Here is a 15,198-nt window from a genome sequence, read left to right as displayed (position 1 = left end):
TCCTCAGAGCGCGGTCAGATGCTCCGGTCCGGAGGGCAGGGGCCCGGGCAGGGGCACGTGCAGCGGCAGCAGCAGCGGTTCCCGGGACGCCCCTTCCGGCTCCAGGGCGAGGACGGCGGCCACGGGATGTGTCTCGTCCTCGCCGTCCTGCGCGGGCACGAGGGCGGGTACGGACGCGGGCCCGGACACGGGCTCGGGTACGGAAGCGGGCCGCGGCCCGGACGCGCGCCCGGGTGCCGGTCCGGTCGCGGACGCGGGCCCCGGCAGGGACACGGACCCGGCCGCGGACGCGGCGTCGGCCGCGTTCTCCGGGTGCGCGGGTGCGCCTTCCCCGGGATGCGGATGCGGGGCCGCCCGCGACAGTTCGACCACGCCCCAGGCGGCGAACGCCGCTCCCGCGAGCGCGAGCAGCACACCCCGTACGCCGCCCTGCAGCCCCTGGCCCAGCAGGGTCAGGCCGATCAGCGCGGCGGCCACCGGGTTCGTCAGCGTCACCACCGCGAGCGGCGCGCCCAGGCCGCCCCGGTAGGCGGTCTGCGAGAGCAGCAGCCCGCCCGTCGCGAACGCCGCGACCAGCAGCGCCACGAGGATCACGCGGGCGCTCAGCAGCGGGCCGGTGTGGTCCGTGGCGGCCACGGTCACGGTCTGGGTGAGCGCGGACGCCACGCCCGAGGCGACACCGGAGGCGGTCGCGTGCCGCAGGCCCGGCCGCGCCCCGGGCCGGGACAGGGCACCGATCAGGACCGCCGTGGCCCCCGCGACCGCCAGTGCCTCGGCCGGACTCAGCACCTGCTTCGGCGCGGGTCCGGACGCGGCCAGCAGCAGCGCGCCCAGCCCGAGCAGCGTGCACGCGGTGCCCCGCCACTCGGCGGCGACGACCCGCCGGCCCGCCAGGCGCGCCCCCATGGGCACGGCGGCCACCAGCGTGAGCGCGCCGAGCGGCTGGACCACGGTCAGCGGCCCGTACTTGAGGGCGACCACGTGCAGCAGGGCCGCCGACCCGTTCAGGGCGACCGACCACCACCAGGCGCCGCGGCGCAGCAGCCCGAGCGCGCCGGTGCCCGCGGCCGCCCGCGAGGCGAGCCGTTCCTGGGCGACGGCCGCGGCGGCGTAGGCGACGGCGGAGAAGAGCGAGAGGACCACGGCGAGCAGCGCGGCGTTCATCGGACCGCTCCGACGAGGGTGCCGTTCTCCTCGGCCGGCGCGGGCCGCTGCCGGCCCAGGGCGGCGGTCAGCGGACGGCGGTGCGGCAGCGGGAGCGCCAGCAGGGCGATGCCGAGCAGAGCGGTCGCCGCGACCGAGTCGAGCCAGTAGTGGTTGGCGGTGCCCACGATCACCAGCAGGGTCAGCAGCGGGTGCAGCAGCCACAGCCAGCGCCAGCGCGAGCGGGTGGCGGCGATCAGTGCGACGGCCACCATCAGGGCCCAGCCGAAGTGCAGCGAGGGCATGGCCGCGAACTGGTTCGACAGGTGGTCCGTCTTCGGGGGCCCGTAGACCGAGGGTCCGTAGACGTGCGCGGTGTCGATCAGGCCGGTGGCGGCGAGCATGCGCGGCGGGGCCAGCGGGAACGTGAGGTGCAGCACCAGGGCGGCGGCGGTCAGCGCGGCCAGGGCGCGGCGGGTCCACACGTAGTGCGCGGGACGGCGCAGGTAGAGCCAGACGAGCAGGCCGACGGTGGCCGGGAAGTGCACGGTGGCGTAGTAGGTGTTCGCGACGCGGACCAGGGTGTCGCCGTGCAGCAGCAGGGACTGCACCGCGCCCTCGCCGGGCAGGTGGAGCGCCCGTTCCAGGTGCCATACGTGGTGCGCGTTGCGGAAGGCCTCGCCGGTGTGGTCGGCGGCCAGTTGGCGGCCCGCCTTGTAGAAGAGGAACAGGCCCGCGACGAGCAGCAGCTCGCGCACGAGTGCGGGCCGTGCGGGCCTCGTGGGCTCCGCGGCGGCGGCCTCGTTTCGGGATGTCATGCCCCGGCCCCTTCGCGTGCGGGTGTTGCGTGTGTGCCGTATGGGTGGTGCCGACCGGTACGCGAGCGGTGACCGCGCCGGGAGCATCGATACGACATCGTACCGATACGCCAGTGTACCGATACGATGGAGTACCGGTACACTGGCGTATCGATTGAGGTCTCTCACACAGGAGACGAAGCGCACCCGAGGGCGGCTGGAGCCGTCCCGGGAGCATGAGCGACAGCGAGGAGAAGAGCGATGACGTCGCAGGCCGCGGACGGACCGGACACGGTTGTCGCCTCGCGCCGCTCCAAGATCACGCCCGAGCGTGAGCAGGAGTTCTTCGACGCCGTCCTCGAACAGATCCGCGAGTGCGGATACGACGCCGTCACCATGGAGGGCGTCGCCGCCAGCACGCGCTGCAGCAAGTCCACGCTCTACCGGCAGTGGAAGAACAAGCCGCAGTTCGTGGTGGCCGCCCTGCGCGCGAACCGGCGCACCCGCTTCGGCGGCATCGACACCGGCTCGCTCGCCGAGGACCTCCGGCAGGCCGCCCGGATCGCGGGGGAGTGGTCCGGCAAGGACACCCGGCTCCTGCAGGCCCTCGGCCACGCGATCATGCAGGACCCGGAGCTGAAGCAGGCGCTGCGCGAGACCGTCGTGGAACCGGAGATCGCCGCGCTGCGGGAGATCCTGCGGCGCGGGGTCGAGCGCGGAGAGGTCGACGCGGACAACCCGGCGCTGGCGTACGTGCCCGCGCAGATGTTCGGCGTCCTGCGCATCCGTCCCGTGCTGGAGGGGACGTACGCGGACGCGGACTACATGGTCCGGTTCGTGGAGGCCGCCGTGCTGCCCGCGCTCGGCCTCACCACAGGACTCAGGCCGCCGTCCACGGGATGACTGGACGGTGACCTGTGCGCGCCGCACCGTGGGGACGGGGGCGGCGCACTCCCGGCCGGGCCGGGTTCCTCCGGAGCGGAGAGGAACCCGGCCCGGCCGACATCCACGGCGGCGCGTCAGACGTTCTGGCCGCTGCCGCCGCCCGAGGACACCTTGATCCCCCGGGTGATCTCGTCGAGCACGGACTGCTGCTGGTCGGCGTCCACGCCGAAGCGCACCACGACCAGCCGCCCGGGGTTCGCCGGGGACGGGAAGGCCAGCGACTCGACCAGCCCGTCGGCGCCCTTGCTGGTGACCGCCTTCCAGCGGACCAGGTAGCCCTTCTGCCCGGCCACCGTGACCGCCTCGGAGGCGAGGACCTGGTGCGAGGTGATCGCGCCGTAGGTCTTGCCGCCGTAGGACTCCTCGGCGTTCGCCGCGATGTCGGCCTTGGCGACCTCCTCGGCGGTGCTGCCCCGGGTTCCCAGCACCATCGCGGGCGCCGAGTACGCGCCGCCCTTCGTGCAGGACTTGGAGGTGTCGCCGGGGCACTTGTAGGCGGCGTCGGAGGTGATCTGGGCGCCCACGCCGATCTGCTGCCCGTACCAGCCGTCCGGCACGGGCAGGCTGATGCCGTTGGCCGGATCGGGCACCGAACCGCTCCTGATCTTCGGCGCCTCGGACCCGCCGGTGCCCCCGGAACCTCCCGACCCCCCGGAACCTCCCGACCCGCCGGGGCCGTCCGGACCGCCGGACCCGTCCGAGCCGCCGCTCCCGCCCGGCGCGCCGAACGGACCGCCCCGGCCGCCGGAGCCCTCCCGGTCGCCGGGCCCGCCCTGCCGGCCCCGGTCCTGCCAGGACCCCGCGCGGTCGCGGCCCCCGCCGTCGTCCTTGCTCAGCGCGTACACGCCCACCCCGATGCTCGCCAGCACCGCGGCGGTCACCGCGACGGCGATGCCCGTGCGCAGCCCGCGGCGCGGACGGGCCGGCGGCTGCCCCGGGTAGCCCGGGTACCCCGGGTACGCCGTATGGCCCGGATACCCGGGAGGGCCGGGCTGTCCGGACTGTCCCGGCTGTTCGTGCTGTCCGTGCTGTCCGTGCTGTCCCAGGGGTATCGCAGCCTGCGGATCACCCTGCGGTGCCGGGTACGCCGCCTGGGCCGGGGGCTGCGCCGGCGGACCCCATGCGGCGGCCGACCCGGCGGGGCGCGTCCGGTCCGTCCACGTCTTGCCGTCCCACCAGCGCTCGGTGGCGGGACCGTCACTTGTCTGCCCGGGGTCGGGGTACCACCCGGGAGGAGTCACCTGCGTCATGCCCCCACCGTATGAGGCGTCCGTGAAAGCGGTATGAGAGGGCTCTGCATCACCGCCACCACCCTTGCCCGGAACGTCTGTTGACATGTCGTGCTTTCCCCCCGCAGGTGGCGGGAGCGCCCCGTCGCCCGGCCGCACCGCACGTCACCCGTCACGGGAAGAGCTGCCCGGTCCGGGCTCCGTCCGGGCGGCCCGGCGGCTAGGCTCGGCACCCGTACGTCGTTCGGGCGACTTGGGGAGGTAGCGGGATGACGGAGGGACGGCCGAAAGCGGCCGCCTCGGCCTCCCTGTGGGAGCGCGACGAGGAAGTCACCACCATCCTGCGCGCGGTGGAGGACCTGCGCGCCGACCGCGCGTCCTGCGGCGGACTGCTGGTCCTGCAGGGCGAGGCCGGACTCGGCAAGACGGCCCTGCTGGCCGAGACCCGCCGCATCGCCGAGGAGCGCGGCTGCACGGTGTGGTCGGCGCGCGGCGGCGAGATCCTGCGCTCCGTCCCGTTCAACGTGGTACGGCAACTGCTGCAGCCCGCGCTGCTGTCGCTGATGCCCGAAGAGGCCCGCGAGTACCTCGGCGAGTGGTACGGCATCGCGGGACCGGCCCTCGGCATAGCGGAGCCCGGCGAGGGGCAGGCCGACCCGCGCAGCGTGTGCGAGGGCCTGGTCGACGCGGTGAGCCGGCTGGCCTCCCGCGACTGGCCGCTCGTGCTCCTGGTCGACGACGCCCACTGGGCCGACGAGGAGAGCCTGCGCTGGCTCGCCGCCTTCGCCGAACGCCTCGACGAGCTGTCCGTCCTCCTCGTGGTGACCCGCCGCCCCGGCGAGGTCAGCGGGGACGGCGCCCGCCTGCTGGAGACCGTCGCCGCCGCCGCGGGCGTCCACACCCTCAGCTCCCTGTCCCCCGACGCCACCGCCCACCTCACCCGCACCACCCTCGGCACGCACGCCGACGCCCCCTTCTGCCGCGAGGTGTGGGCGGTCACCGGCGGCAACCCCTACGACACCGTCGAACTCCTCGCCAAGGTGCGCGACAGCGAACTGGAACCCGTCGAGGCGCACGCCGGGGAACTGCGCGAGCTGAACCGCACCGCCCGCGGCGGCGGACTCGTCGCCCGCCTCGAAGAACTCGGCATCGACGCCACCCGGTTCGCCTGGGCCGCCGCCATCCTGGGCACCGGCATCTCCGTCGACCTCGTCGCCCGGCTCGCGACCATGGACCACCAGGACGCGGTGCGCTGCGCCGGTCTGCTGCGCGGCGCCCGCATCCTCACCGAACCCGACCCGGCGAGCGCGCGGGGCGGCGACAGCGACCTGGAGTTCGTGCACCCGCTCATCGCCACCGCCGTCTACAACTCCATCCCCGACGCCCTGCGCACCGCCATGCACGGCATCGCCGCCCAGGTCGTCGCCGACTGCGGCCTCGGCGCCGCGGCCGCTTCCCGGCACCTGCTCGAAGTCCACCCGGACGACGACGAGGAACTCGTCGAGCAACTGCGCCAGGCCGCCCGCGAACACCTCGCCGTCGGCGCCCCCGAAGCGGCCCGCCGCTGCCTGGAGCGGGCCCTGCTGGAGCCGCCCACCCCCGACGTGCACGCCCGCGTCCTGTACGAACTGGGCTGCGCGACCCTGCTCACCGCCCCCGCCACCACCATCGACCACCTCCAGCTGGCGCTGAGCATGCCCGGCCTGGACGGCGGCATCCGGGTGGACGCGGTCTGGCGGCTCTCCCAGGCGCTGCTGCACAACAACCAGCTGGAGGAGGCCGTCCGCACCATCGAGGCGGAGGCCGCCCGCCACGCCCCGGGCCCCGTCCGGCTGCGGCTGCACGCCGTCCAGTACATGTGGGAGGGCCTGCACACCGGCGAGACCATCACCCCCGACCGCTCCGAACGGCTAGCCGAACTCGCCGCCGGCTGCACCGGGCGGGACAACTCCGAGCGGGCCCTGCTGATCCTGCGCGGCTTCGACGCCATGGCCCGCGGCGAGAACGCCGAGGAGGTCGTCGAACTGTGCGACCGCGCCCTCGTCAACGGCCGCCTCGCACCCGGCCTCGGCTGGACCGACGCCGAGTGGGGCATCGAACTGCTGCTGATGCTCGCCAGCGCCTACGCCTACAGCGACCGCCTGGACCGCGCCGAAACCCTCTACAACGAAGCCCTGCGGGCCTACGAGAGCGCCCACTGGAACGGCGGCCACCTCGCGCTCGCCCACGCCTACGTCGGTCTCGGCCACCGCAGGCGCGGCCGGCTGCGCGAGGCGGAGGCGGCCCTGCGCGAGTCGCTGCGCATCGCCGAGCGGGTCGGCCGCGGGCTTCCCCTGTACTGGACCGCCACCTGCAACCTCGTGGACACCCTGCTCGCCCGCGGCCACGTCGAGGAGGCCTGGGAGATCGCCGAGCGCTACGGGTTCGCCCCGCCCTACCCGGCCACCATCGTGATCCCCGACCCGCGCAGCGTCCGCGGCAGGCTGCTGCTCGCCGCCGGCCGCACCAAGGAGGGCGTGGCCGAACTGGAGGCCGCCGAGAAGGCGGCGGCGGTCCGCGGCCACCACAACCCGGTCATGGTGCCCTGGGCGGCCGACCTGGCCCGCGCCCTCGCCACCGAGGAGCCCGGCCGTGCGGCACGGCTCGCCGCCGACGTCCGGCGCCAGGCCGAGCGGTTCGGCACCGACACCGCCATAGGGGAGGCACTGCGCTGCGCCGCCGCGCTGGAGACCGGGCAGCGCGCGGTCGGTCTGGCAGCCCAGGCCGTCACCTACCTGGAGGCCTCGCCCTGCCAGTACGAGCACGCCGCCGCCCGCGTCGAGTACGGCATCGCCTCGCGTTCCGTCGCCGAGCTGAACAAGGGCCTGGCCCTGGCCCGTTCGTGCGGCGCGGACGGCCTGGCGGCCCAGGCGCGAGAGGTCCTCAAGTCGGGACGCGGGCTGCGGTAGCGCGGCGAGCGGACCCGGCGCACCGGCCGGCACCCCTTCGGCGGCCGCCGCCGCCGGGGCCACGGCCGGCCCGAGCCCCCTCCGACGGCCTCCTCGCCGGGCCCTGCCCGGACCACTGAACGGGCTCCTCACCGGACCCCTGCCCGGACCGCTCGGCAGGCTCCGCCAGGTGCGCTCCGCGCCGGACTTCACGCCGGACCTCTAGGCGGTCTCCTCGCCGGACCGCTGGGCGGGCTGCGCGCCGGTCTCCTCTCCGGGTGTCTGGGCGGGCTTCTCGCCGGACCGCTCTCCGGGCCGCCCGCCGGACTCCTCTGCGGCCGGCGCGGCGGGCTGCGCGCCGGGATCGGGGCGCGACCGCTCGACGGGTTCCTCGGCCAGGACCCGCTGCGCCACCGCGAACGCCGAGTTGGCCGCCGGCACCCCGCAGTACACGGCACTCTGCAGCAGTACCGCGCCGATCTCCTCGGGCGTCAGGCCGTTGCGCCGCGCCGCCCGGACGTGCATCGCCAGCTCGTCGTAGTGGCCGTGCGCCACCAGCGCCGTCATGGTGATCATGCTGCGCTCACGCCGGCTCAGCGTCGGATCGGTCCAGATCTCCCCCCAGGCGTAGCGGGAGATGAAGTCCTGGAACCGGGCGGTGAACGGCGTCTGCCGGTCCTGCGCCCGGTCCACGTGGGCGTCGCCCAGCACCGCCCGCCGCACCCGCATGCCCAGCGGGGCCGGGCCGTCGAGCTGGGTGCGCAGGGCGGTCAGGACGGCCCGCGGGCACTGCGCGGGCGCCAGGTGCGAGGCGCCCGGCACCTCCACCAGGGCCGCGCCGGGCACCGCGTCGGCGATCTCCCGCAGGTGCGCGGGCGGCGTGGCCGGGTCCTGGCGGCCCGCGATCAGCAGCGTGGGCACGGTGATCCCGGACAGCCGGCCGGTCAGGTCGAAGGCGGCCAGCGCGTCGCAACACGCGGCGTAGGCCGCGGGATCGGCGTCCCGGTGGTCGCGGATCAGCCCCGGTACCGTGAAGTCACCCGCGAACCAGCGGGAGTTCGCGCTCTCCACCAGCCACCGAAGACCCTCGCGGCGGACCCGCTCGGCCCGCTCCCGCCACGCCCGCGCACCGCCGAAGTGGGCCGAGGAACAGATCACCGCCAACGACGTCAGACGCTCGGGACGGTGCACGGCCAGGTGGAGTCCCACCGCGCCGCCCAGCGACACCCCCGCGTACGCGAACCGCTCGACGCCCAGCGAATCCGCGAGCGCCAGCACCAAAGAGGCGAGGTCGCCGACGGTCGCCCCGGCCGCGACGAGGTCCGCCGCCGAGCCGCCGTGCCCCGGCAGGTCCCAGCGGACGACCCGGTGCGAGACGGCCAGCTCCGGCGCGACCCCGTCCCACAGGGCGTACGACGTCCCCAGGGACGGACCGAGCAGCAGGGCGGGGGCCGAGGCGGGGCCTTCGAGACGGTGGTGCAGTGTCAACGTCGCTCCAGAGCACGGTCGGTGAGGGCTCCGGCGGAGCCGGTGCAGCGGGTCGGGTCAGTGAGCGCGGCCAGGTCGGCGTCCCGCAACTCGGGTTCGGCGGCGAGGAGTTCACCGAGGTCCCGACCTTCGGCGTAGGCCCGGCGGGCCAGTTCGGTGAGCAGTTTCCTGGCGCGGGCCCGGCCGAGCAGCGGGGCCAGCCCGGCCGACAGCCGCTCGGAGACGATCAGCCCGTGGGTCAGGCCGAGGTGCGCCCGCATGGCGTCCGCGTCCACCCGCAGCCCCCCGGTCAGCTCCGCCGCGTCGCGGGCCGCGCCGCCGACCAGCCGCAGCAGGTCGCGCAGCGGCTCCCACTCGGCGTGCCAGGCGCCCGCGGGCCGCTCGTCCTCGGCCGCCATCGAGGCGTACAGCGTGGCCGCGAGCTGCGGGGCGCGGCGGGCGGCGGCCGCGATCAGGGTGGCGCGTACGGGGTTCGCCTTGTGCGGCATGGCGGAGGAGCCGCCCCCGCTGCCCTCCGCCAGCTCCGCGATCTCGGTACGGCACAGGACCAGCACGTCCGCCGCCGCCTTCCCCAGCGCGCCCGCCGTGAAGGCGAGGCACCCGGCCAGGTCGGCGACCGGGGTGCGCAGGGTGTGCCAGGGCAGCAGCGGCTCACGCAGGCCCAGTTCGCGGGCGTAGGCCGCCGCGAGCGCGGTCGGGTCGGCGGCACCGTACGCCGAGAAGGCCGCCAGGGTCCCCGCCGCACCGCCGAGTTGGGCGGGCAGCGCGGCGCGGACGCCGGCGGCACGGTCCCGGGCGTCGAGGACCAGCGACCGCCAGCCGGCCGCCTTGAGTCCGAAGGTGGTCGGCACGGCGTGCTGGGTGAGGGTCCGGCCGGGCATGACGGTGTCGCGGTGGGCGGCGGCCAGCCGGGCCAGCGCCGCTTCGGTGCGGGCCAGGTCGGCCAGGACCACGTCGAGGGTGCGGGCGGCGACCAGCATCGTCGCCGTGTCCATGATGTCCTGGCTGGTCGCGCCCCGGTGGACGTAGGCGCCGTACTCCTCGCCCACCGCTGCGGTCAGGTCCGCGACCAGGGGGATCACGGGGTTGCCGCCGCCGCGGGCGCGCTCGGCGAGCGCGCGCACGTCGAAGCGGGCGGGGTCCGCGGCCCGGGTCACCGCGTCGGCCGCCGCCCCGGGGGCGAGGCCGAGCGAGGCCTGTGCCCGGGTGAGCGCGGCCTCGGCGTCGAGCAGCGCCCGCAGGAAGGCGGTGTCGCTCGTCCCGCACGCGGCGGCGGAGGCGGCCCACCCGGGCCCGAGCAGGCCGGAGTCCGGATCGGTGCCGGTGCCGTGACCGGTGCTGGTGTCGTGACCGGTGCCGGTGCCGGTGTCGTGGCCGGTGCCGGGGCCGGTGGGCTGTGGTGCGGGTGGTGTCACCGGAACTCCAGGAAGACCGTCTCGCCCTCGCCCTGAAGGCGGATGTCGAAACGGTACGCCCCGCTGTCCTCCCGCGCCGCGATCAGTGTGGCGCGCCGCTCCTCGTCCAGCCGGGCGAGCAGCGGATCGGCGGCCAGGGCGGCGCGGTCGCCGGGCAGGTAGATCCGGGTGAACAGGTGGACCAGCAGGCCGCGCGCGAACAGGCACACACTGATGTACGGGGCGTTTCGCCCGCGCGCGCCCGGCCGCAGGGTCCGTGCGTACCAGTGGCCGTCCGCGTCGGTCTGGATCCGTCCGAAGCCGGTGAACTCCACGCCGTTGCGGCCGAGGAACCCGCCGGAGGCCGCGTCGCGCCGCATGGAGCCGTCGACGGCGGGCAGCTCGCCGGCCGGGTCCGGCCCCCACAGCTCCACCAGCGCGTCGGGCAGCGGACGCCCCTCGCCGTCGTACACGTGGCCGTGCACGGTGACCGTGTCCGGATGTCCGGCGGGCGCGATGTCCTCGCCGCCGCGGAAGGGCAGGGCATAGCCGTAGAAGGGTCCCACGGTCTGCGACGGCGTGGGCGGCAGGCCCTGCGCGACGCCCTCGGGGCCGCTCGTGCCGGTCTTCGTCATGGCAGGTCAGCGTCCTTCTTCGAGCCAGGTGGCGGCCGGGCCGTCCAGCACGATGTCCCAGTGGTAGCCGAGCGAGAACTCCGGTACCGACAGGCTGTGGTCGTAGGCGGCGACCAGCCGCTGCCGGGCGGCGTCGTCCGTCACGGACTGCAGGATCGGGTCGTAGGGGAAGAGCGGGTCGTTCGGGAAGTACATCTGCGTCACGAGCCGCTGGGTGAAGGCCGAGCCGAAGACGGAGAAGTGGATGTGCGCGGGCCGCCAGGCGTTGACGTGATTGCGCCACGGGTAGGGGCCCGGCTGGACGGTGGTGAAGTGGTAGCGGCCCTCGGCGTCGGTCAGGGTGCGGCCGACGCCCGTGAAGTTGGGGTCGAGCGGGGCGTCGTGCTGCTCGCGCCGGTGGGCGTAGCGGCCCGCGGAGTTGGCCTGCCAGATCTCGACGAGCTGGCCGCGCACCGGGCGGCCGGCCCGGTCGAGGAGCCGGCCCGACACGGTGATCCGTTCCCCGACCGGCTCCCCGGTGTGCTGCCGGGTGAGGTCGTTGTCGGTCTCGGTGACGTCCCGTTCGCCGAAGGCGGGCGAGGTCAGCTCCACCAGCTCCGGGTCCTTGCCGACGTCGATGGCGACCAGCGGCCGGCGGGGGTGGCGCAGCACCGAGGAGCGGTAGGGCGCGTAGTCGCGGCACGGATGGTGCTCGGCCGGTGCGCCGGCGGCGAGCCGCTCCTCGTACGCGGCGTGTTCGGCCGCGATCTCCTGGTCGATGTCGTGCTGGGTGAGGGTCATGCGGGTACCTGGCGCTTCCTTGAGAGTTCCGGACGGAACGGGAGTCCGGAACTCTCACAGCTCCGGACGAAGGGCCCCGGCGGGCGGCGCGGCCACGCGGACGGCGTTGCGGTTCTCCTCGCCGGCGCCGTCGGCGTTGCCGGGACGGACGCCGTCGATCCGGGCCGGGTCCGGGCCGGGTGTCCGGGTGAGGAGTGCGCGCAGGGCGTGGGCGGCCGGGTCGTCCGGGCGCGCGCCCGCGAGGGCTCCGTCGTCCTTGCCGGACGGGGTGCGCGCGGCGTCGACCGGGCGGACGTCCTTCACTCGCAGCCCTCCGCGACGGTCAGTTCGGCGTCGGTCCTGCGGACGACCTCCTCGGCGCTGACGCCGGGCGCGGTCTCCGCGAGCACGAGTCCGTCACCGGTGACGTCCAGGACGCCGAGGTCGGTGATGATCCGGTGCACGCAGCGCTTGCCGGTCAGCGGCAGCGTGCACTCTCGGACGATCTTCGGGGAACCGTCCTTGGCCGTGTGCGTCATCACGACGACGACCGTGCGGGCACCGTGCACGAGGTCCATCGCCCCGCCGATCCCGGTGACCATCCTGCCCGGGACGGCCCAGTTCGCCAGGTCGCCGGTCCGCGAGACCTGCATGGCGCCGAGCACGGCGACGTCGATGTGGCCGCCGCGGATCATCGCGAAGGACAGCGCCGAGTCGAAGAACGAGGCGCCCGGCAGGACCGTGACGGTCTCCTTGCCCGCGTTGATCAGGTCCGGATCGACCTGGTCCTCGGCCGGGTAGGGGCCGGTGCCCAGGATGCCGTTCTCCGACTCCAGGACCACCTCCACGCCCGGCGGCAGGTGGTTCGGGATCAGCGTCGGCAGCCCGATGCCCAGGTTGACGTACTGCCCGTCCCGCAGCTCGCGCGCCGCACGGGCGGCCATCTCCTCACGTGTCCACGCCATCAGGCGCTCACCGTCCCTCGCACACCGGGCACGGACACCGTCCGGTTCTCGATCTTCTTGTCGGCGGCCTGCTCAGGGCTCAGCGCGACCACGCGCTGCACGAAGATCCCCGGCAGGTGCACCGCGTCCGGGTCCAGCGCGCCGGGCTCGACCAGCTCCTCCACCTCCGCGATCGTCACCTTGCCGGCCATGGCGGCCGGCGGGTTGAAGTTGCGGGTGGACCTGTTGAAGACGAGGTTCCCGTGCCGGTCGCCCCGCGCCGCCCGGACCAGCGCGAAGTCGGTGCGGATGCCGCGCTCCAGCACGTACTCGGTGCCGTCGAACTCGCGGACCTCCTTCGGCGCGGAGGCCACCGCGACGCCGCCGCGGCCGTCGTAGCGCCAGGGCAGTCCGCCCTCGGCGACCTGCGTGCCCACCCCGGCCGGCGTGTAGAAGGCGGGGATCCCGGCCCCGCCCGCGCGCAGCCGCTCGGCCAGCGTGCCCTGCGGGATCAGCTCGACCTCCAGCTCACCGGCCAGGTACTGCCGGGCGAACTCCTTGTTCGCGCCGATGTAGGAGCCGGTCACCCGGGCGATCCGGCCCGCCGCCAGCAGCACCGCCAGCCCGGACCCCATCGCCCCGCAGTTGTTCGACACCACCGACAGGCCGCCCACGCCGCGCTCGTACAGCGCCTGGATCAGCACGTTCGGCACACCGCTCAGCCCGAAACCGCCCACCGCGAGCGACGCGCCGTCCGGCACGTCGGCCACCGCCTCCACGGCCGTCGCGACCACCTTGTCCATCGGAAACAAGCCTCATCTCTGCCGAGCGACGCCGACCCGCCCGGAGCCCAGATAGTCAGGGCACTGAGTAAATCGGCAAAGGCGCCCTCACGCTGCCACCGGCGGGACGAGCAGTCAAGACCGGGACGAGAAAGGGGACGTGCCAGGAATGGCTGAGGGCAGGCGAGCGGTACTGTTCAGTGCACGTACAAAAAAGGCAGGCGCCGCGACAGGTCTGCCGAGCCGTGTCCGCGAAGACGTGTACCAAGATGTGCGTACGAGGTCGTGCGTACGGCCACGCGGCTACGACGTCGCGGCTGCGGCGACGTACGCGCGACCAGGCAGGACCGCACCGGCAGACCTACCCCGAGGAGCGCACATGGCCGCGGTGGACCTCACGACGCACCCCGGGCACCTGGCCCGCCGGCTCCAGCAGGCCCACTACCTGCTGTGGAACACGATGGTCTCCGAGGAGATCACCTCGCCCCAGTTCGCGGTCCTCAACGCGCTCGTCGCCGAACCGGGACTCGACCAGCGCACGGTGGGGGAGCGGGTGGGCCTGGACCGGTCCACCATCGCCGAGGTCATCACCCGGCTCGGCCGCCGCGGCCTGCTCGACAAGGTCCGCGACCCGCAGGACGGCCGCCGCTTCCTGCTCCGCCTGACCGACGAGGGGGAACGCACCCACCGACGGCTCACCGTGCGCACGGCCCGGATGAACCAGGTCTTCCTGGGCCCGCTCAGCACGGCGGAGCAGGCCCAGTTCTTCGACCTCATCCGGCGCGTCGCGGACGCGGCCGAGGGCCTGCGCAACCCGCCGGAACCGGCTGCCGCACGCCCCTGACCCGGGGGGCGCCCGCCCCTCGGAGGCCCCCCGTCCGGGTTCGCCCGTCCGGCCCCGGGTACCCGGCCGTCCGTCAAGGCACCGGAGCGTGACGGAAGGGGCGCGACACGATGAAGGCAGTGACCTGGCAGGGCAAGCGCGACGTCCGGGTGGACGACGTCCCCGACCCGAAGATCCAGGAGCCGACGGACGCCGTCATCCGGATCACCTCGTCCGGGCTGTGCGGCTCCGACCTGCACCTGTACGAGGTGCTCACCCCGTTCATGACCCCCGGCGACATCCTCGGCCACGAACCGATGGGCATCGTCGAGGAGGTCGGCCCCGAGGTGACGAATCTCAGGCCCGGCGACCGGGTGGTCGTCCCGTTCCAGATCTCCTGCGGCCACTGCGTCATGTGCTCCACCGGTCTGCAGACCCAGTGCGAGACCACCCAGGTCACCAGCGAGCACATGGGCGCCGCGCTGTTCGGCTACACCCGCCTGTACGGGGCGGTCCCGGGCGCCCAGGCCGAGTACCTGCGGGTGCCGCAGGCCCAGTACGGTCCGATCAAGGTGCCCGAGGGCCCGGCCGACGACCGCTTCGTGTACCTCTCCGACGTGCTGCCCACCGCCTGGCAGGCGGTCGCCTACGCCGACGTCCCGCGCGGCGGCACCGTCGCCGTGCTCGGCCTCGGCCCGATCGGCGACATGGCCTGCCGGATCGCCCTGGCCCGTGGCGCCGGACGGGTGTTCGGGGTGGACCTGGTCACCGAACGCCTGGACCGCGCCAGGCGCCGCGGGGTGCAGACGTACGACCTGCGCGACTTCGACGGCGAGAAGGAACTGGTCGCCGCGATCCACGACGAGACCGACGGGCGCGGCCCCGACGCCGTGATCGACGCGGTCGGCACCGAGGCGCACGGCAGCCACGTCGCCCGGCTCGTCCAGCAGACCGCCGCGATCATGCCGCGCGCCCTGAGCGGGCCGCTGGCCGAACGCTTCAGCGTGGACCGGCTCACCGCCCTCTACACCGCGATCGACCTGGTCCGCCGCGGCGGCACCATCTCCCTCTCGGGCGTCTACGGCGGATCGGCCGACCCGCTGCCGCTGCTCACCATGTTCGACAAGCAGCTCCAGATCCGCATGGGCCAGGCCAACGTCCGCCGCTGGACCGACGACATCCTGCCCTACCTCACCGACGAGGACCCGCTCGGCGTCGACGACTTCGCCACCCACCGGGTCCCGCTCAAGGAGGCGCCGCACGCCTACGAGATGTTCCAGCGCAAGCAGGACGGCGCGGTCAAGGTCCTCATGACCCCCTGAGCCGCGAGGC

Annotated in this window: 13 protein-coding genes and 1 pseudogene; 4 read left to right on the top strand and 10 right to left on the bottom strand. The window is 74.7% G+C overall.

Translation table 11 applies throughout. The annotated features are described in order from the left end of the window. Nucleotides 1-3: 3 nt before the first annotated feature. Together IG64_RS33265 and IG64_RS33260 are read right to left on the bottom strand one after the other, a co-directional pair. On the bottom strand, nt 4-1,164 hold the full coding sequence (locus IG64_RS33265) for a hypothetical protein (RefSeq protein ID WP_037863201.1): 1,161 nt from the start codon (nt 1,162-1,164) through the stop codon (nt 4-6). Next, nucleotides 1,161-1,961, bottom strand: coding sequence for a phosphatase PAP2 family protein (locus tag IG64_RS33260; RefSeq protein WP_037863200.1), 801 nt, complete (start codon nt 1,959-1,961; stop codon nt 1,161-1,163). Before IG64_RS33260 ends, IG64_RS33265 begins: the two co-directional genes overlap by 4 nt. Before the next feature lie 240 nt (nt 1,962-2,201). On the opposite strand from IG64_RS33260, the gene IG64_RS33255 reads away from it, so the two are divergent. Next, nucleotides 2,202-2,843 carry a TetR/AcrR family transcriptional regulator gene (locus IG64_RS33255; protein WP_037863199.1) on the top strand — a complete coding sequence of 214 codons (642 nt, stop codon included), beginning with the start codon at nt 2,202-2,204 and terminating at the stop codon, nt 2,841-2,843. Between the two features lie 116 nt (nt 2,844-2,959). Here IG64_RS33255 and IG64_RS33250 read toward each other — a convergent pair whose 3' ends face one another. Further along, complete coding sequence (locus IG64_RS33250; RefSeq protein WP_037863198.1) at nt 2,960-4,135, bottom strand: DUF2510 domain-containing protein; 1,176 nt, start codon at nt 4,133-4,135, stop codon at nt 2,960-2,962. Between the two features lie 248 nt (nt 4,136-4,383). On the opposite strand from IG64_RS33250, the gene IG64_RS33245 reads away from it, so the two are divergent. After that, nucleotides 4,384-7,062 (top strand): ATP-binding protein, encoded by a 2,679-nt coding sequence (locus IG64_RS33245; protein ID WP_037863197.1) that lies wholly within the window; start codon nt 4,384-4,386, stop codon nt 7,060-7,062. A 201-nt stretch (nt 7,063-7,263) separates the two neighbouring features. Here IG64_RS33245 and pcaD read toward each other — a convergent pair whose 3' ends face one another. The 7 genes and pseudogenes from pcaD to IG64_RS33210 all read right to left on the bottom strand — a co-directional run bounded on the left by pcaD (nt 7,264) and on the right by IG64_RS33210 (nt 13,064). Then, nucleotides 7,264-8,529 (bottom strand): 3-oxoadipate enol-lactonase, encoded by a 1,266-nt coding sequence (gene pcaD, locus IG64_RS33240; protein WP_078884367.1) that lies wholly within the window; start codon nt 8,527-8,529, stop codon nt 7,264-7,266. After that, nucleotides 8,526-9,830 (bottom strand): 3-carboxy-cis,cis-muconate cycloisomerase, encoded by a 1,305-nt coding sequence (gene pcaB, locus IG64_RS33235; protein WP_037863261.1) that lies wholly within the window; start codon nt 9,828-9,830, stop codon nt 8,526-8,528. The genes pcaD and pcaB overlap by 4 nt, the downstream gene beginning before the upstream one ends. A 110-nt stretch (nt 9,831-9,940) precedes the next feature. Then, nucleotides 9,941-10,558: a protocatechuate 3,4-dioxygenase subunit alpha gene (pcaG, locus tag IG64_RS33230; protein WP_037863196.1), complete on the bottom strand. Its 618-nt coding sequence runs from the start codon at nt 10,556-10,558 to the stop codon at nt 9,941-9,943. 6 nt (nt 10,559-10,564) lie between these two features. Continuing rightward, a complete protein-coding gene (pcaH, locus tag IG64_RS33225) occupies nt 10,565-11,338 on the bottom strand; it encodes a protocatechuate 3,4-dioxygenase subunit beta (RefSeq protein WP_037863194.1) in 774 nt (257 codons plus the stop codon). A 75-nt stretch (nt 11,339-11,413) separates the two neighbouring features. After that, nucleotides 11,414-11,641: pseudogene (locus IG64_RS33220) on the bottom strand (3-oxoadipyl-CoA thiolase); the annotation flags it as partial. Continuing rightward, nucleotides 11,638-12,282, bottom strand: coding sequence for a CoA transferase subunit B (locus tag IG64_RS33215; protein WP_037863190.1), 645 nt, complete (start codon nt 12,280-12,282; stop codon nt 11,638-11,640). The pseudogene IG64_RS33220 and the gene IG64_RS33215, both read right to left, overlap by 4 nt. Next, nucleotides 12,282-13,064 carry a CoA transferase subunit A gene (locus IG64_RS33210; RefSeq protein ID WP_037863188.1) on the bottom strand — a complete coding sequence of 261 codons (783 nt, stop codon included), beginning with the start codon at nt 13,062-13,064 and terminating at the stop codon, nt 12,282-12,284. The genes IG64_RS33215 and IG64_RS33210 overlap by 1 nt, the downstream gene beginning before the upstream one ends. Nucleotides 13,065-13,422: 358 nt before the next feature. On the opposite strand from IG64_RS33210, the gene IG64_RS33205 reads away from it, so the two are divergent. Together IG64_RS33205 and IG64_RS33200 are read left to right on the top strand one after the other, a co-directional pair. Then, a complete protein-coding gene (locus IG64_RS33205) occupies nt 13,423-13,887 on the top strand; it encodes a MarR family winged helix-turn-helix transcriptional regulator (RefSeq protein WP_037863184.1) in 465 nt (154 codons plus the stop codon). A 110-nt stretch (nt 13,888-13,997) separates the two neighbouring features. Beyond that, nucleotides 13,998-15,188 carry a zinc-dependent alcohol dehydrogenase gene (locus IG64_RS33200; RefSeq protein ID WP_037863181.1) on the top strand — a complete coding sequence of 397 codons (1,191 nt, stop codon included), beginning with the start codon at nt 13,998-14,000 and terminating at the stop codon, nt 15,186-15,188. The last annotated feature ends 10 nt before the right edge of the window (nt 15,189-15,198 follow it).

This window comes from Streptomyces sp. NRRL S-340, from assembly GCF_000720185.1.
In the GTDB taxonomy this organism is placed as follows: Bacteria; Actinomycetota; Actinomycetes; order Streptomycetales; family Streptomycetaceae; genus Streptomyces.
Note: the sequence above shows the minus strand (reverse complement) of the source record. Positions and strands in the feature narration are given on the sequence as shown.